Annotated in this window: 15 protein-coding genes and 3 pseudogenes; 8 read left to right on the top strand and 10 right to left on the bottom strand. The window is 60.3% G+C overall.

The annotated features are described in order from the left end of the window. Positions 1–125: 125 nt before the first annotated feature. Positions 126–1,163 carry a rod shape-determining protein MreB gene (gene mreB, locus RS887_RS13845; protein WP_002555108.1) on the bottom strand — a complete coding sequence of 346 codons (1,038 nt, stop codon included), beginning with the start codon at positions 1,161–1,163 and terminating at the stop codon, positions 126–128. Between the two features lie 211 nt (positions 1,164–1,374). Between mreB and gatC the strand changes: the two genes are divergently transcribed. The 6 genes and pseudogenes from gatC to RS887_RS13815 all read left to right on the top strand — a co-directional run bounded on the left by gatC (position 1,375) and on the right by RS887_RS13815 (position 6,612). Then, a complete protein-coding gene (gene gatC, locus RS887_RS13840; RefSeq protein WP_024011606.1) occupies positions 1,375–1,662 on the top strand; it encodes an Asp-tRNA(Asn)/Glu-tRNA(Gln) amidotransferase subunit GatC in 288 nt (95 codons plus the stop codon). Between the two features lie 16 nt (positions 1,663–1,678). Beyond that, entirely contained in the window at positions 1,679–3,130 is a 1,452-nt protein-coding gene (gene gatA, locus RS887_RS13835; protein ID WP_322615806.1) for an Asp-tRNA(Asn)/Glu-tRNA(Gln) amidotransferase subunit GatA, read from the top strand. Positions 3,131–3,140: 10 nt separating this feature from the next. After that, entirely contained in the window at positions 3,141–4,586 is a 1,446-nt protein-coding gene (gene gatB / locus RS887_RS13830; RefSeq protein ID WP_322615805.1) for an Asp-tRNA(Asn)/Glu-tRNA(Gln) amidotransferase subunit GatB, read from the top strand. Between the two features lie 164 nt (positions 4,587–4,750). Further along, positions 4,751–5,124, top strand: a pseudogene (locus tag RS887_RS13825) (septal ring lytic transglycosylase RlpA family protein). A gap of 50 nt (positions 5,125–5,174) precedes the next feature. Then, the gene (locus RS887_RS13820; RefSeq protein ID WP_322615804.1) at positions 5,175–6,236 is read left to right on the top strand and encodes a calcium/sodium antiporter; all 1,062 of its coding nucleotides are present in this window, start codon (positions 5,175–5,177) and stop codon (positions 6,234–6,236) included. Between the two features lie 40 nt (positions 6,237–6,276). Next, positions 6,277–6,612 carry a carboxymuconolactone decarboxylase family protein gene (locus tag RS887_RS13815; protein WP_322615803.1) on the top strand — a complete coding sequence of 112 codons (336 nt, stop codon included), beginning with the start codon at positions 6,277–6,279 and terminating at the stop codon, positions 6,610–6,612. A 171-nt stretch (positions 6,613–6,783) separates the two neighbouring features. On the opposite strand, the gene RS887_RS13810 is transcribed toward RS887_RS13815, so the two are convergent. The 9 genes and pseudogenes from RS887_RS13810 to RS887_RS13770 all read right to left on the bottom strand — a co-directional run bounded on the left by RS887_RS13810 (position 6,784) and on the right by RS887_RS13770 (position 18,493). Continuing rightward, the gene (locus RS887_RS13810) at positions 6,784–7,725 is read right to left on the bottom strand and encodes an AEC family transporter (RefSeq protein WP_322615802.1); all 942 of its coding nucleotides are present in this window, start codon (positions 7,723–7,725) and stop codon (positions 6,784–6,786) included. A 201-nt stretch (positions 7,726–7,926) separates the two neighbouring features. Beyond that, positions 7,927–9,481: pseudogene (gene garD, locus RS887_RS13805) on the bottom strand (galactarate dehydratase). 11 nt (positions 9,482–9,492) lie between these two features. After that, entirely contained in the window at positions 9,493–10,860 is a 1,368-nt protein-coding gene (locus tag RS887_RS13800) for an MFS transporter (protein ID WP_322615801.1), read from the bottom strand. 201 nt (positions 10,861–11,061) lie between these two features. Further along, positions 11,062–12,501: an aldehyde dehydrogenase family protein gene (locus tag RS887_RS13795; RefSeq protein WP_322615800.1), complete on the bottom strand. Its 1,440-nt coding sequence runs from the start codon at positions 12,499–12,501 to the stop codon at positions 11,062–11,064. 59 nt (positions 12,502–12,560) lie between these two features. Continuing rightward, on the bottom strand, positions 12,561–13,472 hold the full coding sequence (gene kdgD / locus RS887_RS13790) for a 5-dehydro-4-deoxyglucarate dehydratase (RefSeq protein WP_322615799.1): 912 nt from the start codon (positions 13,470–13,472) through the stop codon (positions 12,561–12,563). A gap of 425 nt (positions 13,473–13,897) precedes the next feature. Then, positions 13,898–14,647: a FadR/GntR family transcriptional regulator gene (locus RS887_RS13785; RefSeq protein ID WP_322615798.1), complete on the bottom strand. Its 750-nt coding sequence runs from the start codon at positions 14,645–14,647 to the stop codon at positions 13,898–13,900. Positions 14,648–14,852: 205 nt separating this feature from the next. Continuing rightward, the gene (locus tag RS887_RS13780; RefSeq protein WP_322615797.1) at positions 14,853–16,580 is read right to left on the bottom strand and encodes an ABC transporter ATP-binding protein/permease; all 1,728 of its coding nucleotides are present in this window, start codon (positions 16,578–16,580) and stop codon (positions 14,853–14,855) included. Between the two features lie 97 nt (positions 16,581–16,677). Next, positions 16,678–17,238, bottom strand: a complete 561-nt coding sequence (locus RS887_RS13775) for a response regulator transcription factor (RefSeq protein WP_008000948.1) — start codon at positions 17,236–17,238, stop codon at positions 16,678–16,680. Next, positions 17,231–18,493: an ATP-binding protein gene (locus RS887_RS13770; RefSeq protein WP_322615796.1), complete on the bottom strand. Its 1,263-nt coding sequence runs from the start codon at positions 18,491–18,493 to the stop codon at positions 17,231–17,233. Before RS887_RS13770 ends, RS887_RS13775 begins: the two co-directional genes overlap by 8 nt. A gap of 319 nt (positions 18,494–18,812) precedes the next feature. Here RS887_RS13770 and RS887_RS13765 point away from each other — a divergent pair, with 319 nt between their 5' ends. Both RS887_RS13765 and RS887_RS13760 read left to right on the top strand, forming a co-directional pair. Next, positions 18,813–19,529, top strand: a complete 717-nt coding sequence (locus tag RS887_RS13765; protein ID WP_322615795.1) for an SIMPL domain-containing protein — start codon at positions 18,813–18,815, stop codon at positions 19,527–19,529. A 472-nt stretch (positions 19,530–20,001) separates the two neighbouring features. Continuing rightward, positions 20,002–21,628, top strand: a pseudogene (locus tag RS887_RS13760) (ABC transporter substrate-binding protein). The last annotated feature ends 170 nt before the right edge of the window (positions 21,629–21,798 follow it).

Below are 21,798 nucleotides of genomic sequence, written 5' to 3'. Positions count from 1 at the left end.
AAATATTCTGTTTATTCATACGGCGGCAATCCGGCCTGGATGCAGACTGACAGAAGATAAACGCGAACAGGCAGCACTGCAAAGTGCCGCCTGCGCGCTCAACAGCATAGAGGCGATCCGGCGACTTATTCGCTGGAAAGCAGATCCATGGTGTGTTTATCCATCATTTCCAATGCACGGCCACCACCGCGAGCAACGCAGGTCAGCGGGTCTTCGGCAACGATCACCGGCAGACCGGTTTCCTGGGCCAGCAGTTTGTCCAGGTCACGCAGCAAGGCGCCACCACCGGTCAGTACCAGGCCACGCTCGGCGATGTCGGAAGCCAGTTCCGGAGGCGATTGCTCCAGGGCACTTTTCACGGCCTGAACGATGGTTGCCAGGGACTCTTGCAGAGCTTCCAGCACTTCGTTTGAGTTCAGGGTGAATGCGCGTGGAACGCCTTCGGCCAGGTTACGGCCACGAACGTCGACTTCGCGAACTTCGCCGCCCGGGTAGGCCGTACCGATTTCCTGCTTGATGCGCTCGGCGGTGGACTCGCCGATCAGGCTGCCGTAGTTGCGACGCACATAGGTGATGATCGCTTCGTCGAAGCGGTCGCCGCCAACGCGGACGGACTCGGCGTACACCACACCGTTCAGGGAGATCAGTGCGATTTCGGTGGTACCGCCACCGATATCGACGACCATCGAACCGCGGGCTTCTTCAACCGGCAGGCCGGCACCGATGGCAGCAGCCATTGGCTCTTCGATCAGGAATACTTCGCGGGCACCGGCACCGAGGGCCGATTCGCGGATGGCACGACGCTCAACCTGGGTGGATTTGCATGGAACGCAGATCAACACGCGAGGGCTAGGCTGCAGGAAGCTGTTTTCGTGAACCTTGTTGATAAAATACTGCAGCATTTTTTCGCACACGCTGAAGTCGGCGATCACGCCGTCCTTCATCGGACGAATGGCAGCGATGTTGCCCGGTGTACGGCCGAGCATGCGCTTGGCTTCGGTGCCGACAGCAACGACACTTTTCTGGTTACCGTGTGTCCGAATGGCCACAACGGAGGGCTCATTCAGGACGATACCGCGCTCGCGCACGTAAATAAGGGTGTTGGCAGTGCCCAGGTCAATGGAAAGATCGCTGGAAAACATGCCACGCAGTTTCTTGAACATGGGAAAGGGACCCTAGGCAACGCGTGGGTAAAAAAGTGCGGCAAACTCTAACAACGACAGGGATTTTGGGCAAGGCGCCAATATGTTAAATTGGCCGCTTTTCTGTGCACCAAGCCCCACAATCGCGGCCTTATGACCGTAGAAGTGCGGTAGTGTTCCGACAATCTAACACACGGACGCCGTCCGTTTTGTTTTCCACTGGAGAATCCCAATGGCGCTAGAACGCTCCGACGTGGAAAAAATCGCTCATCTGGCCTGCCTTGGCCTCAATGATGCCGATCTTCCACACATCACTTCGGCCCTCAACAGCATTCTCGGGCTGGTCGACGAAATGCAGGCGGTCGATACCGACGGTATCGAACCGCTGGCCCACCCGCTGGAAGCCAGCCAGCGCCTGCGCGCAGACGTCGTGACCGAGACCAATAACCGCGAGGCCTACCAGTCCATCGCACCAGCGGTCGAAAACGGCCTGTACCTGGTTCCGAAAGTCATCGACTAAAGGGAAAGAGCCTGCAATGCATCAATTGACTCTGGCCGAGATCGCCCGCGGACTCGCCGAAAAAAAGTTTTCCTCCGAAGAGCTGACCAAAGTCCTGCTGGCGCGCATCGCCCAGCTCGATCCGCAGCTCAACAGTTTCATCAGCCTCACCGAGGACCTGGCGCTCACGCAGGCGAAAGCCGCTGACGCCCGTCGGGCCAATGGTGAGTGCGGCGCCCTGCTCGGCGCGCCGATCGCCCACAAGGACCTGTTCTGCACCCAGGGCATTCGCACCAGCTGCGGCTCGAAGATGCTCGACAACTTCAAGGCCCCGTACGACGCCACCGTCGTCGCCAAGCTGGCCGCTGCCGGTGCCGTGACCCTGGGCAAGACCAACATGGACGAATTCGCCATGGGTTCGGCCAACGAGTCGAGCTACTACGGTGCGGTGAAAAACCCGTGGAACCTGGAACACGTGCCAGGCGGTTCGTCCGGCGGTTCGGCGGCGGCGGTTGCCGCTCGTCTGTTACCTGCGGCTACCGGCACCGACACCGGCGGTTCTATTCGTCAGCCTGCAGCCCTGACCAACCTCACCGGCCTGAAACCGACGTACGGTCGTGTATCGCGCTGGGGCATGATCGCTTACGCATCCAGCCTCGATCAGGGCGGCCCGTTGGCACGCACTGCCGAAGACTGCGCAATTTTGTTGCAAGGTATGGCTGGCTTCGATCCGAACGACTCCACCAGCATCGACGAGCCTGTGCCGGACTACAGCGCCAGCCTCAACGGCTCGCTGCAAGGCCTGCGTATCGGCGTGCCGAAGGAGTACTTCAGCGCCGGTCTCGACCCGCGCATTGCCGACCTGGTCATGGCCAGCGTCGAAGAGCTGAAAAAGCTCGGCGCCGTGGTCAAGGAAATCAGCCTGCCGAACATGCAGCACGCGATTCCTGCGTACTATGTGATTGCCCCGGCCGAAGCCTCCTCCAACCTGTCGCGTTTCGACGGCGTGCGTTTCGGCTACCGTTGCGCAGACCCGAAAAACCTCGAGGACCTGTACAAGCGCTCCCGTGGCGAAGGTTTCGGGACAGAAGTGCAGCGCCGCATCATGGTCGGTGCCTACGCCCTGTCCGCCGGTTACTACGATGCCTACTACCTGAAGGCGCAGAAGATTCGTCGCTTGATCAAGAACGACTTCATGGCTGCCTTCAATGAGGTCGACATCATCCTCGGCCCAACCACACCGAACCCGGCCTGGAGGCTCGGCGCCAAGAACAGCGACCCGGTCGCTGCCTACCTGGAAGACGTCTATACCATCACCGCCAACCTCGCGGGCCTGCCAGGCCTGTCGATGCCGGCCGGTTTCGTCGATGGTCTGCCGGTCGGCGTGCAACTGCTCGCCCCGTATTTCCAGGAAGGCCGCTTGCTCAACGTTGCGCACCAGTACCAGTTGAACACTGACTGGCACACCCGCACCCCAACCGGCTTCTGAGGAGACACACATGCAATGGGAAGTCGTGATCGGGCTGGAGATTCACACCCAGCTCACCACCCGGTCGAAAATCTTTTCCGGTAGTTCCACCACCTTCGGTTCCGAGCCGAACACCCAGGCCAGCCTCGTAGACCTGGGCATGCCCGGCGTGCTGCCGGTGCTGAACCAGGAAGCGGTGCGCATGGCGGTGATGTTCGGCCTGGCGATTGACGCCGAGATCGGCCAGCACAACGTGTTTGCCCGTAAAAACTACTTCTACCCGGACCTGCCCAAGGGCTACCAGATCAGCCAGATGGAATTGCCGATCGTCGGCAAGGGCCACCTGGACATCGCCCTGGAAGACGGCACGGTCAAACGTGTCGGCATCACCCGTGCGCACCTGGAAGAAGACGCCGGCAAGAGCCTGCACGAAGAATTCAGCGGCGCCAGCGGCATCGACCTGAACCGTGCCGGCACGCCGTTGCTGGAAATCGTTTCCGAGCCGGACATGCGCAGCGCCAAGGAAGCCGTGGCTTACGTCAAGGCGATCCACGCGCTGGTGCGTTACTTGGGCATCTGCGACGGCAACATGGCCGAAGGCTCGCTGCGTTGCGACTGCAACGTGTCGATCCGTCCAAAGGGCCAGGCCGAGTTCGGCACCCGCTGCGAGATCAAGAACGTCAACTCGTTCCGCTTCATCGAAAAGGCCATCAACAGCGAAATCCAGCGTCAGATCGAGCTGATCGAAGATGGCGGCAAGGTGATCCAGCAGACTCGCCTGTACGATCCGAACAAGGACGAGACCCGTCCGATGCGTAGCAAAGAGGAAGCCAACGACTACCGTTACTTCCCTGATCCGGACCTGTTGCCAGTGGTCATCGAGAACTCGTTCCTCGACGACGTGCGCGCCACCCTGCCGGAACTGCCACCGCAGAAGCGCGAGCGTTTCCAGGCGCAGTTCGGCCTGTCGGCGTACGACGCCAACGTGCTGGCCACCAGCCGTGAGCAAGCCGACTACTTCGAGCAAGTCGCGAGCATCAGCGGCGATGCCAAACTGGCGGCGAACTGGGTGATGGTCGAGTTGGGCAGCCTGCTCAACAAGCAAGGCCTGGACATTGAGGATTCTCCGGTTTCCGCAGAGCGCCTGGGCGGCATGCTGCTGCGCATCAAGGACAACACCATCTCCGGCAAAATCGCCAAGGTGGTGTTCGAAGCGATGGCCAACGGCGAAGGCAGCGCGGACGAGATCATCGACAAGCGCGGCCTCAAGCAAGTGACCGACACCGGCGCCATCTCGGCGGTGCTGGACGAAATGCTCGCGGCCAACGCCGAGCAGGTCGAACAATACCGCGCGGCAGACGAAGCCAAGCGCGGCAAGATGTTCGGCTTCTTCGTCGGCCAGGCCATGAAAGCCTCCAAAGGCAAGGCCAACCCGCAACAGGTCAACGAACTGCTCAAAAGCAAGCTCGAAGGCTGATCGGAATGGAGCCAGCCCGATTCACTGGCTCCATTCCCCTGTGGGAGCGGGCTTGCTCGCGAATGCGGTTCGGCACTCAATTCAATGTTGACTGTCAGAATGCATTCGCGAGCAAGTCGAATCGTCGCACCGCCGCTCCCACATTTGTTTTTTGGAACACCCAAATGAAGCGTCTACTCAGCGCCTGCGCCCTCCTCTCGCTCCTGGCCGGTTGCGCCAGCACCGACACCGTCGATCCGCATGGTTACGATAAAACCGGCGTGGCTTCGTACTACGGTGCCAAACACCAAGGCAAACGCACCGCCAATGGCGAGCGTTTCGACAAGAATTCCATGACCGCCGCCCATCGCCAGCTACCCTTCGGTACGCGGGTGAAGGTGACCAATCTCAATAACGACAAATCCTGCGTGGTGCGCATCAATGATCGTGGGCCGCACACCCGCGGCCGTCTGATCGACCTGTCCCACACGCCGCCGCACGCCTGGGCATGCTCAAAAGCGGAACGGCCCGGGTGCGTGTCCAGGCCCTCGACGACTGACCGATGGAGCCCCGACCATTTTCGGATTAGCCGATTTACCCCTGATCAGCGTGATCGAATTGCTCAGCGGATTGTTCCTGCTGATCGTCGGCGCCGAATTGATGGTGCGCGCCGCCGTACGCATTGCCGCGCGGTTGCACATACGTCCGCTGATCATCGGCCTGACCATCGTCGCCCTCGGCAGCAGCGCACCGCAAATGGCGGTCAGCCTGCAAGCGACCCTGGCGCATAACGCCGACATTGCCGTCGGCAGCGTGATCGGCAGCAGCATTTTCAACATCCTCGTCACCCTCGGGTTGTCCGCACTGATCATTCCGTTGCGGGTTTCCCGGCAACTGGTACGCCTGGATATTCCGCTGATGATCGGCGCCAGCCTGTTGGTATTCGTACTCGCCTGGAATGAAGAACTGACCCGTACCGACGGCGTGATATTGCTGACGGCACTGGCGATTTACCTGGGCTTGTTGCTGCGCCAGTCACGGCATTCGGCGCGACCTGTATCGAGCCATGACCACCATGCGCAAGCGCCATGGCTGAGCAGCCTGCTGATGATCGTCGCCGGGCTGGCGATGCTGGTGTACGCCGGGCACTTGCTGTTGGGGGCTGCCGTTGCGGTCGCCACCGACCTTGGGTTGTCGGAGCGGATCATCGGCCTGACCATCGTCGCCGTCAGCACATCACTGCCTGAGCTCGCCACATCACTGATCGCCGCGATGCGTGGCGAGCGCGATATTGCCGTGGGCAACGTGATTGGCAGCAACCTGTTCAACCTGTTGGGCGTGCTCGGCTTTACCGCACTGGTGGCGCCGTCGCCGCTGTCGGTGTCGCCCAACGCCCTGGATTTCGACCTGCCGGTGATGCTCGGCGTCGCGGCGCTGTGCCTGCCGGTGTTCTACTCCGGCTACCGGGTGACCCGCGCCGAAGGCCTGCTGTTTCTGGGTTTGTACCTGGCGTATGGGCTGCACGTGGTGTCGTTCACCACTGGCATGCCTCTGGCCGGCAAGCTGGAACACTTGATGCTGTTTTTCGTCCTGCCGGCGCTGGTGGCGTTCTTGCTGTTCACGTCGCTACGCGCCTGGCGTCGCCAACACCATAAGAGGGAAATCCCATGACCGAGAATAAAAACCCGGCGTTGAAGTCCGCCGCCAAGTGATGGGCGACGCCTTCGTCGACCGCGCACTGGGCAACGCCACCGAGTTCACCCAGCCGCTGCAGGATTTCGTCAATGAACACGCCTGGGGCGGAGTATGGAATCGCGACGGTCTGCCGCTGAAAACCCGCAGCCTGATTACCCTCGCCGCGTTGACCGCGCTGAAGTGCCCGCAGGAGTTGAAGGGTCACGTGCGCGGTGCGCTGAACAACGGTTGCACCGTGGAGGAGATTCGCGAAGCGCTGCTGCATTGCGCGGTGTATGCCGGTGTACCGGCGGCGATCGATGCGTTCCGCGCGGCGCAGGAAGTGATCGACACCTACCAGAAGCCGGAGTGAGTCTTTGAAATTCAGGTTGCCTGATCTGGCGCCATCGCGGGCAAGTCGAATCGTCGCACCGCCGCTCCCACAGGGCTCTTCGGTGTGAATAGAATTTGATTAACAACAAAGAAACCTGTGGGAGCGGGCTTGCCCGCGAAGAGGCCTGAAAGAACACAGCAAAACTGCCAGTCAGATCCACCCACCCCACTGCAAAAAGAAGATCCCGACGTTGGTGGTGACCGCGGCCATCAGCGTGGTGATAACGATGATCGCCGCCGCCAACTCGTGATTGCCGTCCGCCGCCCGGGCCATGACGAAACTGGCAGCGGCGGTCGGGCTGCCGAAGTACAGAAACAGAATCCCCAGTTCCGCCCCACGAAAGCCCCACAGCCACGCCCCCAGCGTCGCCAATACCGGCAGGCCGATCATCTTCACCAGGCTTGAACTCAGCGCCATGTTGCCGCTTTTGCGCAGCGCCGCCAGCGACAGCGTGCCGCCGATGCAGATCAGCGCCAAAGGCAAGGTGGTTTGCGCCAGATACTGGCCAGACGTTTCCAGCCACCCCGGCAAGCCGATCTTGAACCAGGCGAACGGCGCGGCCGCAATCACGCTGATGATCAGCGGATTACTGAATACGCTTTTGCAGATGCTCCACGGATCGGACTTGATCACCGGGCTGTACACCGCCAGGACGATGGTCGACAGCGTGTTGTAGAACAGGATCACCAGCGCCGCGAGGATCGCCCCGAGGGAAATCCCGTAGTCGCCGTACATGCTTGCCGCCAGCGCCAGGCCGATGACCCCGTTGTTACCGCGAAAGGCACCCTGGGTGTAGATCCCCCGATCTTCCCGCGGGCACTTCCAGATCGCCCAGCCCCAGGCGATGGCAAAACACGCCAGCGTTGCCAAGGAGAAGTAGATCAACAGCGCCGGTTGTAACGCAGCGTGCAGGTCGGCATGCAGGATGCCCAGAAACAGCAGCGCCGGCATGGTGACGTTGAACACCAATGCCGACGCGGTGTGGATGAAGTTGTCGTTGATCCAGTCGATGCGTTTGAGCAGCACACCCAGAAACAGCATGGCGAACACCGGCGCGGTGATGTTCAGGGTTTCGAGGAAAATTGCCAGCATGCCGGGAGGACCTTGGGGTGCGCGTCGTTAGGGGGCTAATGATAAGCCACTGAGGACGTTGGCGTCTGGTAGATCGCCTTCGCTGGCAAGCCAGCTCCCACAGTAATCTTCGGTGTTCACACCATTTGGGCAACAACGAAGATCCCTGTGGGAGCGGCGGTGCGACGATTCGACTTGCCCGCGATGAACGATGACGCGGTCTCAGGTAATAGGCGCCGGGTTGAACAGGGTGATGTCGTTATGCAGCTTGTGCTTCTCCGCCCACGTCTGCTGCTTGCCGCTGGCCACGTCCAGGTAGTAGTGGAACAGCTCCCAGCCAAGCTCCTCGATGGATGCGCGCCCGGTGGCAATGCGCCCGGCGTCGATGTCGATCAGGTCCGGCCAGCGTTGCGCCAGTTCGGTCCGGGTCGATACCTTCACTACCGGCGCCATGGCCAAACCGTACGGTGTGCCGCGACCGGTGGTGAACACGTGCAGGTTCATCCCCGCCGCCAACTGCAAGGTCCCGCAGACAAAGTCGCTGGCCGGGGTCGCACAGAAGATCAAGCCTTTGCGCTTGAATCGCTCGCCAGGGCCAAGCACGCCATTGATCGCGCTGCTGCCGGACTTGACGATCGAGCCCAATGACTTCTCGACAATGTTCGACAACCCGCCCTTCTTGTTGCCCGGCGTGGTGTTGGCGCTGCGATCGGCTTCGCCCTTGGCCAGGTAGCGGTCGTACCAGTCCATTTCCCGTACCAGTTCCTGGGCGACGTCCTGGTTTTCCGCGCGGGAGGTCAGCAGATAGATGGCATCGCGCACTTCGGTGACTTCGGAAAACATCACCCGTCGCACCGGCCCGTAGCAGCAAGTCCGAGGCATAGCCGAGTGCCGGGTTGGCGGTGATGCCGGAGAACGCATCACTACCGCCGCACTGCATGCCGAGGATCAGCTCGGACGCCGGCACGGTTTCCCGGCGGCGTTGATCAAGCTTCTTCAGACGGACTTCGGCCAGTTCCATGATCTGCTCGATCATCTCGGTGAAACCGTGACTGGAATCCTGCAAGCGGTACAACCACGGCTCGCTGAGATCCACCGAGCTGTCGTTGTCGTGCATCACCTGCCCGGCCTGCAATTTCTCGCAGCCCAGGCTGATCACCAGCGCTTCGCCGCCCAGGTTCGGGTTGCGCGCCAGGTTGCGCACGGTGCGGATCGGGATGTAGGCATCGGTGGCGGTGATCGCCACGCCACAGCCGTAGCTGTGGGTCAGCGCCACCACGTCATCGACGTGCGGATACTTGGGTAGTAACTCGGTCTTGATGCGCTTGACCGCATGATCAAGCACGCCGGTCACGCACTGCACAGTCGTGGTAATGCCCAGGATGTTGCGCGTGCCGACGGTGCCGTCGGCGTTGCGATAACCCTCGAAGGTGAAGCCTTCCAGCGGTGCCTGCGCAGCCGGCACGTCGGTGGACAGCGGCAGGCTGTCCAGCGGCGGCGCGGTCGGCATGCGCAGTTGATCTTCCTTGACCCAACTGCCACGCGGGATCGGCTGCAAGGCGTAGCCGATGGTCTGGCCGTAACGAATCACCCGGCCACCTTCGGGAATGTCTTCCAGGGTGACCTTGTGGCTCTGTGGTACGAAGTCCACGGTGACCAGGCCGTCCGCAAACTCGGTACCGGCCGGTACGCCCTGATCGTTGACCACGATCACTACGTTGTCCCGCTCGTGCAGGCGGATGTAGCGCGGCGAGTCGGAATGTTCAATCAACTGCATGACGCCGCTCCTCAGGAATGCGCTTGAGACAATTTGCCAGGGGCTTGAGAACCGTTCGCGGGTGGCTCTTTGAGCACCACACGCTTGATCGGGCCCACGATGACCAAATAGCTGAACACCGCGACCAGAGCGTTGCAACCGACAAACACCAGCGCCCACTTGAACGAACCGGTGGAGCTGATGATGTAGCCGATGACGATCGGCGTGGTGATGGAGGCCAGGTTGCCGAAGGTATTGAACAGGCCACCGCTCAGGCCTGCGATCTGCTTCGGCGAGGTGTCGGACACCACCGCCCAGCCCAATGCACCAACGCCTTTGCCGAAGAATGCCAGAGCCATGAAACCGACAACCATCCATTCAACATCGACGTAGTTGCACGCCACGATGCTGCTGGAAACCAGCAGGCCGGCGATGATCGGCGCCTTGCGGGCGAAGGTCAGCGAATGGCCCTTGCGCAGCAGGTAATCGGAAATCACCCCGCCGAGCACGCCACCGATGAAGCCGCAGATCGCCGGCAAGGACGCAATGAAGCCGGCCTTGAGAATGGTCATGCCGCGCTCTTGTACCAGGTACACCGGGAACCAGGTCAGGAAGAAGTAAGTGATGCCGTTGATGCAGTACTGGCCCAGGTACACGCCGAGCATCATGCGGTTGGTCAGCAGTTGGCGGATGTAGTCCCACTTCGGGCCGTCGACCTTCTTGCCTTTGCCCTTGTCCTGATCCATGTCGACCATGCCGCCGTTGTCGGCGATGTGTTTGAACTCGGCGTCATTGATCATCGGATGCTGGCGCGGGCTGTGGATAACCTTGAGCCAGATGCCCGAGAAGATGATGCCAATCACGCCCATGACGATGAACACGTGTTGCCAGCCGAAGCTGTAAACGATCCAGCCCATCAGCGGTGCGAACAGCACGGTGGCAAAGTACTGCGCCGAGTTGAAGATCGCCGAGGCGGTGCCGCGTTCAGCGGTCGGGAACCAGGCCGCCACGATGCGCGCGTTGCCGGGGAAGGACGGCGCTTCGGCCAGGCCCACCAGGAAACGCAGCATGAACAGCGCGACCACCGCCGTGGACATGCCGAACTCGCCGACATAACCCTGTAGGACGGTGAACAGCGACCAGGTGAAGATGCTCAATGCGTAGATTTTTTTCGAACCGAAACGGTCCAGCAGCCAGCCACCGGGAATTTGCCCGGCCACGTAGGCCCAACCGAATGCGGAGAAGATGTAGCCGAGGGTAATGGCATCAATGCCCAGGTCTTTCTGCAGGCTGGAGCCGGCGATGGCGATGGTAGCGCGGTCGGCGTAGTTGATCGTGGTCACCAGAAATAGCATGAGCAGGATCAGATAGCGGACGTGAGTCGGCTTGGTCGATTGCATGTAGATGTACTCCCACTGATTATTTTTATGCGGGTAATAACGGTGTTCTGTAGGAGCGAGCCTGCTCGCGATGGTGGTCAACGATGACGCGGGGCATCAGGCTGAACTTCGCGACCTCAAGACCATCGTCGGAACGCCGCCCGGAGCCGAGCTCGCTCCTACAGGGGCGCGGTATCGTTGCCAATACCGCGGTGTTTCTTGTTACGAACCGATGTAACTGGTCTTCACGACCGTGTAGAACTCTTGCGCATAGCGACCTTGCTCACGTGATCCATAGGATGAACCTTTACGCCCACCGAACGGAACGTGGTAATCCACACCGGCGGTCGGCAGGTTGACCATCACCATCCCGGCCTGGGAGTGGCGCTTGAAGTGGTTGGCGTATTTCAACGAGGTGGTGGCAATGCCCGCCGACAGGCCGAACTCGGTGTCGTTGGCCATGGCCAGCGCGGCATCGTAGTCCGCCACGCGCACCACGTTGGCTACCGGGCCGAAGATCTCTTCACGGCTGATGCGCATCGCCGCTTCACTGTCGGCAAACAGGGTTGGCGCGAGGAAGTAACCTTCGGTATCGCAGGTCACCAGACCACCGCCGCTGACCAGGCGCGCACCTTCGGACTGGCCGATGTCGATGTACTTCATGTCCTGTTCAAGTTGCGCTTGCGAGACCACCGGGCCGATGTCGGTGCCAGCTTTCAAGGCGTGGCCGACTTTGATCGACTTCATGCGTTCGGCCATAGCCTCGACAAATTTGTCGTGGATGCCAGCGGTGACGATGAAGCGGCTCGATGCGGTGCAACGCTGGCCGGTGGAGTAGAACGCGCTCTGCACCGACAACTCGACCGCTTGCTTGAGGTCGGCGTCATCGAGAATGATCTGCGGGTTCTTGCCGCCCATTTCCAGCTGGACCTTGGCCTGACGCGATACGCAGTTGACCGCGATCTGGCGACCCACGCCCACAGAACCGGTGAAGCTGATGCCATCGACTTTCGGGCTGTTGACCAGCGCCTCGCCAACCACTCGACCGCTACCCATCACCAGGTTGAACACGCCGGCCGGGAAACCGGCGCGGGAGATAATTTCCGCCAGCGCCCAGGCACAGCCCGGCACCAAGTCCGCAGGTTTGAGCACGACGCAGTTGCCGTAGGCCAGGGCCGGAGCGATTTTCCAGGCAGGGATGGCAATCGGGAAGTTCCACGGGGTGATCAGACCGACCACGCCCAGGGCTTCGCGAGTGACTTCAACATTGACGCTCGGACGCACCGACGGCAGATAGTCGCCGGACAGACGCAGGCACTCGCCAGCGAAGAATTTGAAGATGTTGCCGGCGCGGGTCACTTCGCCGATGGCTTCGGGCAGGGTCTTGCCCTCTTCCCTGGCCAGCAGGGTGCCGAGCTCTTCGCGACGGGCGAGGATCTCGGTACCGACTTTATCCAGGGCATCGTGACGGGCCTGAATGCCCGAAACCGACCACGCCGGGAATGCGGCACGGGCGGCGTCGATGGCGGCGTGGACCTGCGCCAGGTCAGCCTTGGCGTAGTCGCCAATGGTGTCGCTCAATTCGGACGGGTTGATGTTGGCCGAGTAATCGGCACCGGCGACCCATTCACCGTTGATGTAGTTGTCGTAGCGCTTTGTCACGAGTCGTTCTCCTCACGCAAAAAGCCGCTGATCGCTCAGCGGCTCCGGTTTGATCGTTGTTATTGCGCACCCTGCTTGTCGATCAGCGCGGCGAGCATTTCGTACTCTTCGCCAGTCAGATCGGTCAGCGGCGCACGCACGGGACCTGCGTCGTAGCCGGCAATTCTTGCCCCGGCCTTGACGATGCTCACCGCATAACCGGCCTTGCGGTTACGGATGTCCAGGTACGGCAGGAAGAAGTCGTCGATGATCTTGCCGACGGTGGCGTGATCTTCACGAGCAATGGCGTGGTAGAAGTCCATCGCGGTTTTCGGGATAAAGTTGAACACCGCCGAGGAGTAGACCGGTACACCCAGGGCCTTGTAGGCCGCGGCGTAGACTTCGGCGGTCGGCAAACCACCCAGGTAGCTGAAGCGATCACCGAGGCGGCGACGGATCGACACCATCAACTCGATATCACCCAGGCCATCCTTGTAACCGATCAGGTTCGGGCAACGCTCGGCCAGTCGCTCCAGCAGCGGCGCGTTCAGGCGGCAAACGTTACGGTTGTAGACCACGACGCCGATGTTCACCGATTTGCACACGGCTTCAACGTGGGCGGCAACGCCGTCCTGGCTGGCTTCAGTCAGGTAATGCGGCAATAGCAGCAGGCCTTTGGCGCCCAGACGCTCGGCTTCCTGTGCGTATTCGATAGCCTGGCGGGTCGAGCCGCCCACGCCGGCCAGGATTGGCACGCTGGTAGCGCAGGTGTCGACGGCCGTCTTGATGATTTCCGAGTATTCGCTGGCCGCCAGAGAGAAGAACTCACCGGTGCCGCCCGCGGCGAACAGCGCCGAGGCACCGTATGGGGCCAGCCATTCGAGACGCTTGATGTAACCCGCGCGATTGAAGTCGCCCTGAGCATTGAAATCGGTGACAGGGAAAGACAGCAGACCGGCAGAGAGGATGGACTTCAGTTCTTGTGGATTCATTATTCGAACACCCTGGATAGCGACGTTGTGTGAGAAAACCGTTCAGCTTGCGCCGAAGTTGTAGGTCATCGTACAACTTAAAATACAACCGTCAACTGCATTTCATCGCTGCGGGTGAAAATTGTTCGACAAGATTGCGCTTACCACCTGTTTTAGAGGGCTTCATCGGAAAAGAACAGGGATGTTCACACCTCGAAAAACAGGCGATCAGGAGATACGTTGTCGGAAGATTGAGGCGGGAGATAAGTAGAAGAGAGGCTGACTGAAGGTTTTGCAGGATGGCTTTCGGCCCCTTCGCGAGCAAGCCCGCTCCCACATTTAATCTGCGCCGTTCACAAATAGTGAGTTCGCAGAAATTCAAAGGTGGGAGCGGGCTTGCTCGCGAAGACGGCTTATCGGGCGATCCATCACCAAAAGCAGAAAACCTAAACCCGCTGCGCCTCAGCCTCTTCATGGGCATGACGCAACCGCTCGCGGCTGTTGGTCAGGTGCAGGCGCATCGCCGCGCGGGCCGCATCGGAATCCTGGCGGGCAATGGCGTCGTAGATTTCCTCGTGCTCACGGCTCAGGCGACTCATGTAGTGCTGCTGGTCGTCATGGGCCAGGCGCGCGGAATTGAGCCGTGTGCGCGGAATGATGCTGGTGCCCAGGTGGGTCATGATGTCGGTGAAGTAGCGGTTGCCGGTGGACAGCGCGATTTCCAGGTGGAAAGCGAAGTCCGACGCCACGGCATCACTGGCATGGGCGGCGCTTTCATTCAACGCATCGAGGGCAGCGCGCATGTTGGCCAGTTGTTCCGGACTGCGACGTTGCGCCGCCAGCCCGGCAGACTCCACTTCAAGACTGATGCGCAATTCCAGGATCGCCAGCACATCGCGCAAGGTCACCACGGTGGCCGGATCGATACGAAAGCCGCTCGGGCTCGGCGTGTCGAGCACGAAGGTACCGATACCGTGGCGGGTTTCCACCTGGCCGGCCGCCTGCAAACGGGATATCGCTTCACGCACCACCGTGCGGCTGACACCATGGGCATCCATGATGGCCGACTCGGTGGGCAGCTTGTCGCCACGCTTGAGATGACCATCGCGGATCTGCTCGGACAGCACCGTCACCAGTTCCTGAGCGAGGCTGCGGCGCTTGCGTGGGAGGCGTGGTGCGTCGTTCGGGTTTTCCATGGTGAACATCGGTCTCGAAAAGTTCGGCTGCTGTAACGCGCATCATAGCGCAACGCGGTTGTACGATCACCTCACCCCTGTAGGAGCAGCCGGTCGACGCTCGATTGCTCGCGATGGAGGCTAACGATAACGCGTGCTTTCTGAATAAACGCGGCGCGTTCAAGTCCATCGCGAGCAAGCTCGCTCCTACAAGGAATCGGGGTGTTTATGCGGTCACGGCCTGGTCCACCAGATGGCCATTCTCGATACGGATGTGCCGCGGATGGAAGCGCTTCAGGCTGCTGCGATGACCGACGCTGACAATGCTCAGCCCCGGCAACTCATCGATCAGCGCCTGATACAGCGTGGCCTCGTCTTCTTCGTCCATCGCCGAGGTCGCTTCGTCCATATACAACCATTGCGGTGCATAAAGCAGCGCACGGGCAAAGGCCAGGCGCTGCTGCTCACCTGGCGACAGCATGCGCTGCCAGTGGTTGGCTTCGTCGAGACGGGCAATCAGGTGCGGCAGGCGACAGGTTTCCAGCACCTGCACGTAGCGTTCATTCGGATAGGTATCACCGGGCTGTGGATAACTGAGGACATCACGCAGGGTGCCAATCGGCAAATACGGTTTTTGCGGTAGGAACAGGTAGCGCGCCGATGGCAGGCGAATACTGCCGTGGCCGGTCGGCCACAGATGCCCCATCGCCCGCAGCAGGGTCGACTTGCCGCTGCCGGAACGACCGCTGAGCATCACTCGGTCGCCCTCCTCCACGGTCATGTCGGCGTTGGTCAGCAGGTGACGCCCTTCAGCAAGGTCGAGGCCGAGGTTGTGCACCTTCAGAGCGGAGCCCGAATTCTGTACGTCGATGGCCGGCGCACGCCCTTCGTTATCACTCATGGCCTGGTGGAAGCTCAGCAGACGATCGCAGGTAGCGCGCCAGGACGCGAGGCTCTGGTACGCACTGATAAACCAGCTGAAGCTTTCCTGCACATTGCCGAATGCCGAGCTGATCTGCATCAGTTCACCGAGTTCGATCTTGCCGGAGAGATAACGCGGCGCCGCCACCATGAAGGGGAAGATGATGGCGGCCTGACTGTAACCGGCGGTGAAGAACGTCAGGCGTTTGGACACTTTCATGATGTCCCAGAAGTTATGCCAGACCATCCCGAAGCGGCCGCTCAACCGACGATTTTCGTTCGGCTCGCCGTTGTACAACGCAATGCTTTCGGCATTCTCGCGAATCCGCACCATGGAGAAACGCAAGTCGGCTTCGAAGCGTTGTTGCTGGTTGTTCAGGCCGATCAGGCGACGACCGATCAAATGTGTCAGCCAACTGCCCACCACGGCGTAAACCAGTACGCACCAGAACATGTAGCCGGGAATGGTGATGCCGAATACTTCGATACTGCCCGACACGCCCCACAGAATGATCGAGAACGACACCAGGCTGACGATATTGCGCAGCAACCCGATACCCAGCTCAAGGGTGTTCGAGGTGAAGTTGTTGAGGTCTTCGGAAATCCGCTGGTCCGGGTTATCGGTGTAACCGCCCTGCTCCAGCTGGTAGTAGTTCTTGTCACCCAACCAGCGGGTGAAATGCTTTTCGGTGAGCCATGCTCGCCAGCGGATCGTCAACATCTGCGTCAGGTAGAGCCGGTACACCGCGCCGACGATCGCCACCGCCGCAATCGCGCAGAAATACAGGATCAGTTGCCAGAACGCTGCCTCGTCCTTCTTTTGCAGGGCGTTGTAGAAGTCCTTGTACCAGGTGTTGAACCACACCGAGATCCCCACGCTGATCAGCGACAGCGCAATCACCGCGATCAGCAGCGTCCAGGCCTTGACCTTCTCTTCACTGCGCCAGTAAGGCGTGATCATCGCCCATACTTTGCGAAAAAACCGCCCGCGCACGGCATCGTTGACCGCGCAATACTCAGCGTTCTGATTCATGGATAAGGCTCGATAGAGAAAAGAACACGCACGAACCGATCATAGAGGATCGGTTCGGTTGGTTGCGAGATACGGCCCGCATTCGTTCAGCACCGGTTCAGCGGCGAACGGGACGCTTCTGCAGTTTGCGCTGCAGGGTGCGGCGGTGCATGCCCAGGGCGCGGGCCGTGGCGGAGATGTTGCCTTCGTGCTCGGTCAGCACGCGCTGGATGTGTTCCCACTGCAGGCGGTCCACGGACATCGGGTTTTCCGGCACCAGGCTGTCGAGGTCGGCGTGTTCGGACAGCAGGGCCGCCAGCACGTCGTCGGCGTCCGCCGGTTTGCACAGGTAGTTGCAGGCACCGCGCTTGATCGCCTCGACGGCAGTGGCAATGCTCGAATAGCCGGTGAGGATCACCACGCGCATTTCCGGGTCCATTTCCAGCAATTTGGGCAGCAGCACCAGGCCCGAATCACCGTCCATCTTCAGGTCCAGGGCGGCGTAATCCGGCAGATCGGCCTTGGCCAGTTCCAGGCCTTCTTCGGCGGAACTGGCAGTGCTGACGCGAAAACCGCGGCGGGCCATGGCGCGGGCCATGACGCGGGTGAATGTGGCGTCGTCATCGACCAGCAACAAATGCGGCAGTTCTTCGCCTTCGACTTGGATCTCGTCACTCATGTTCGTCTCCTCGGGCGACACGGGGCAGGCGCAGCTCGGTGAGCGTGCCGCCTTCCTCATGACTGTAGAGTTTCACTGAGCCGCCGGCGCGTGTCACGCTGGCCTTGCTCAAAAACAGGCCCAGGCCGAAGCCTTTGCCCTTGGTGGTAAAAAACGGTTTGCCGATTTGCTCGGCGATGGCCAGCGGCACACCGGCACCATGGTCACGAATGCTGATGGTGAGGTTTTCCAAATCCCAGTCCAGCGTCACTTGCAGCCCTTCGGCGCAGGCATCGGCGGCGTTGTTCAACAGATTCAGCAAAGCCTGGGTCAAGTCCGGCGGCGGCGCCATGCGCGGCACTGCGCCCTGGCCGAGGCGCTGGAAGCGATAACTGGCTTCCGGACGCATCAGGTGCCAGCGATTGAGAGCTTCATCAAGCCAATCGGTGACGTCCTGCATCTCCACCGCCAAACGGCGATTGGCCTCCGCTGCGCGCACCAGGTGCTGCAAGGTTTCCTTGCACAGTTTGACCTGATCCTGCAAAACGCTCAGGTCGTCCTGCAACATCGGATCATGGTGGTCCTGACGCATTTCCTTGAGTAGCACACTCATGGTCGCCAGCGGCGTGCCCAGTTCATGGGCCGCACCAGCGGCCTGGGTGGCGACGGCCAGCAGTTGCTGGTCGCGCAGGCCTTCTTCGCGACGAATGGCGCGCAGTTCTTCCTGACGGCGCAGCTCTTCGGCCATGCGCGCAGCGAAGAACGTGATCACGGCGGCGGCGAGGGCGAAGCTCAACCACATCCCGTAAACCTGCAGGTTTTCCCTCGCGATCGGGAAGGTTTGCAGCGGATAGAACTGTGCCAGCAATAGCGTGTACATCGTCAGCGCGATACCCGACAGGATCACCGAATAACGCCATGGCAACGTCACCGCGGCAATGGTCAGCGGCACCAGGTAATAAGAAACGAAGGGGTTGGTCGAGCCACCGGAGAAATACAGCAATGCGCTGTGGATAAACAGGTCGCAGGCCAGTTGCACGGCGTATTCGAGCTCGGTCACCGGCCACGAGGTGCGCAGGCGAATCGCCGTGAACACACACAACAGCATCGAACAACCGAGGGTCGCGGCCAGTTGAAACCAGGGCAGCGGCAGCAATTCGAGCCAGTAGGCCAGGCCCACGGAACCGGCTTGGGCGGCCAGCACCAACGTGCGGATGAACGTCAGCCGCCAGAGGTTCTGGCGAGTGGCGGAAGTGATTTGAACGGGGGCGAGCATGAGCTCTCCTGATGAGCGCTCCAGGCGGATCGCTGGGAGTATAACCAAGCGCGGGGGCCGACAGGCAAAACTGCGGCAAACGGCCACATGGCTGCAGGTTCTGCAGCGCCTGTATCGCTGCCTTCGCGAGCAGGCTCGCTCCCACCTTTGGAATGCGCTCTCCTGTGGGAGCGAGCCTGCTCGCGATTGGCCGCGAAGCGGCCACCCGGGTTCCATCTGTATAGAAGTTGTAACTGTGCGAACCAGTGCATAAAAGCTAGAGTCTCATGGTTTCACGCAGGCCCGGACCGAACCCCTGCGCACCTTTCAAGGAGCCTTCATGCACACATTCCGCCGCAGCGCCGCCCTCCTCGCCCTGAGCGTTGGCACCGTCGCCAGCCTCCCGGCCCTGGCCGCCGACGAGCTTCATTACAACCAGATTTCCCTGCGCGCCGAAGTCAGTCAGGAAGTGGCCCGCGACCTGATGATCGTGACGCTCTACACCGAAGAACAGAACAGCGACCCGGCCAAACTTGCCGCCGACGTCAGCACCACCATGAACAAGGCGCTGGCCAAGGCCAAGCAAGTCAAGGACATCACCCTGCGCCAGGGCAGTCGCAACAGCTACCCGATCTACGACACCAAGGGCCAGAAAATCACCGGCTGGCGCGAGCGCGCCGAACTGCGCTTGGAAAGCTCCGACTTCGCCGCATTGTCGAAGCTGACCGGCGAACTGCTCACCGACCTGAAAATGGGCGGCATGGACTTCGCCATCGCCACCCCGACCCGCAAGGCCAGCGAAGACGCCCTGCTCAAGGACGCTGTCACCGCCTTCAAGGCCCGCGCTCAACTGGCCACCGATGCCCTCGGCGGCAAGAACTACAAGATCGTCAACCTGAACCTCAACAGCAACGGTTATCCACAGCCTTACCTGCGCGCACCGATGATGATGAAAGCCGCCGCCATGGACGCCACACCGGTGACGCCGGATGTCGAAGCTGGCACCAGCCAGGTCAGCATGACCGCCGATGGTTCGATTGAAGTGTTGATGCCCTGAATCGATAGCCCGTAATCAAAAGAACGGCGATCACTCACATGATCGCCGTTTTTTTTGGGCAGTTTTCAGGCATGAGCTATAACTGGATAGTCCACTGAGAAAAGCCGGCAGTTGCACCGGGTGCAACTGAGATTGATTGGCCACTATCGGTGCAACAATAACCACTCTTATTCACGCCATACCCACCGCACAAAACGGGGTATAAATAAGTAACACCCCGCCCTGATCGGGAGCACCCAGCGATCATGACGCACCCTAAAAGTGCGTCGTTTGCACCGTAAAAACGCTGCGTAAACGGTCAAATGCGTCAGGAGTTATACAAATGCGACATTAAGGTACGTTCGTGCCACCGTTTAAGGCTTGTCGTCACTCTGGATCTTGCATTGGGTATGGCCCCTGCATAAGTATCCGCAGGCACGACTCACGAGGTCGTCCTCTAATTCCAAAAATGACAACAAATCATGAGGCCACCATGCTTAAACACGCGGTCATTCCGTTTTTAGTTGGCGCAAGCTTGTTAGCCAGCGCACCGTTCGCCCAAGCGGCGACTAACCTGGTGTTCTGCTCCGAAGGGAGCCCGGCCGGTTTCGATCCAGGTCAATACACCACCGGAACCGACTTCGACGCCTCTGCAGAAACCATGTTCAACCGCCTCACCCAGTTCGAGCGCGGCGGCACCGCCGTAGTTCCTGGTCTGGCGACCAAGTGGGACATCTCCGATGACGGCCTGACCTACACCTTCCACCTGCGTGAAGGCGTCAAGTTCCACACTACTCCGTACTTCAAGCCGACTCGTGAGTTCAACGCCGACGACGTGCTGTTCACCTTCAATCGCATGATTAACAAGGATGACCCGTTCCGTAAGGCGTACCCGACCGAATTCCCGTACTTCACCGACATGGGGATGGACACCAACATCACCAAGATCGATAAAGTCGACGACCACACCGTCAAGTTCACCCTCAAGGAAGTTGACGCCGCGTTCATCCAGAACATGGCCATGAGTTTCGCCTCGGTACAGTCCGCCGAGTACGCTGCCCAGCTGCTCAAGGAAGGCAAAGCCGCCGACATCAACCAGAAGCCGGTCGGCACTGGTCCGTTCGTGTTCAAGAGCTACCAGAAAGACTCCAACATCCGCTACACCGGGAACAAGGACTACTGGAAGCCTGATGACGTGAAGATCGACAACCTGATCTTCGCCATCACCACCGACCCGTCGGTACGTATCCAGAAGCTGAAGAAGAACGAGTGCCAGATCACGCTGTTCCCGCGTCCGGCCGACCTGAAGGCGCTCAAGGAAGACAAAACCCTGAAAGTGCCTGATCAGGCTGGTTTCAACCTGGGTTACATCGCCTACAACGTGATGGACAAGATCAAGGGTGACGACAAGCCGAACCCGATGGCCCAACTGAAAGTGCGTCAGGCACTGGACATGGCCGTCAACAAGCAGCAAATCATCGACTCGGTTTACCAGGGCGCCGGCCAACTGGCCGTCAACGCCATGCCGCCGACCCAGTGGTCCTACGACACCACCATCAAGGATGCACCGTACAACCCTGAGAAAGCCAAAGAGCTGCTCAAGGAAGCCGGTGTGAAGGAAGGCACCGAAATCGTTCTGTGGGCGATGCCGGTACAGCGTCCGTACAACCCGAACGCCAAGCTGATGGCAGAAATGCTGCAGTCCGACTGGGCGAAGATCGGTATCAAGGCCAAAATCCAGAGCTATGAATGGGGCGAGTACATCAAGCGCTCCAAAGGCGGCGAGAACGGCGCGATGCTGATTGGCTGGAGCGGCGACAACGGTGACCCGGACAACTGGCTGAACGTGCTGTTCGGCTGCGACTCCCTGCAAGGCAACAACTTCTCCAAGTGGTGCGACAAGAAGTTCGACGGCATCGTGAAAGAAGCCAAGCGCACAACCGATCAGGCCAAGCGCACCGAACTGTACAAGCAGGCGCAACACGTCCTCAAAGATGCTGTTCCAATGACACCTATCGCTCACTCGACGGTGTTCCAACCCATGCGTGCCGAAGTGCAGGGACTTCAAGATCAGCCCATTTGGCTTGAACTCCTTCTACGGCGTCAGCGTCAGCAAATAAGGTTTTGCAACGGCGGCGTTTCTGACGTCGCCGTTGCTTTATCTACCGAGAAAGCAGGAATTCGTCTACATCCAAATCCGCAGCTGACTACAGCATCGGGTGAGGACGCGTTGCCATTTCCTACGAGTCTTTAGGACTCTACGCAATTACTGCCGGACCCTTGGTTCATA

The sequence above is a fragment of the Pseudomonas sp. BIC9C genome, assembly GCF_034541995.1.
GTDB lineage: Bacteria > Pseudomonadota > Gammaproteobacteria > Pseudomonadales > Pseudomonadaceae > Aquipseudomonas > Aquipseudomonas fluorescens_CC.
The sequence above is the reverse complement of the archived record's forward strand: the minus strand, read 5'-3'. Positions and strand labels throughout refer to the sequence as shown.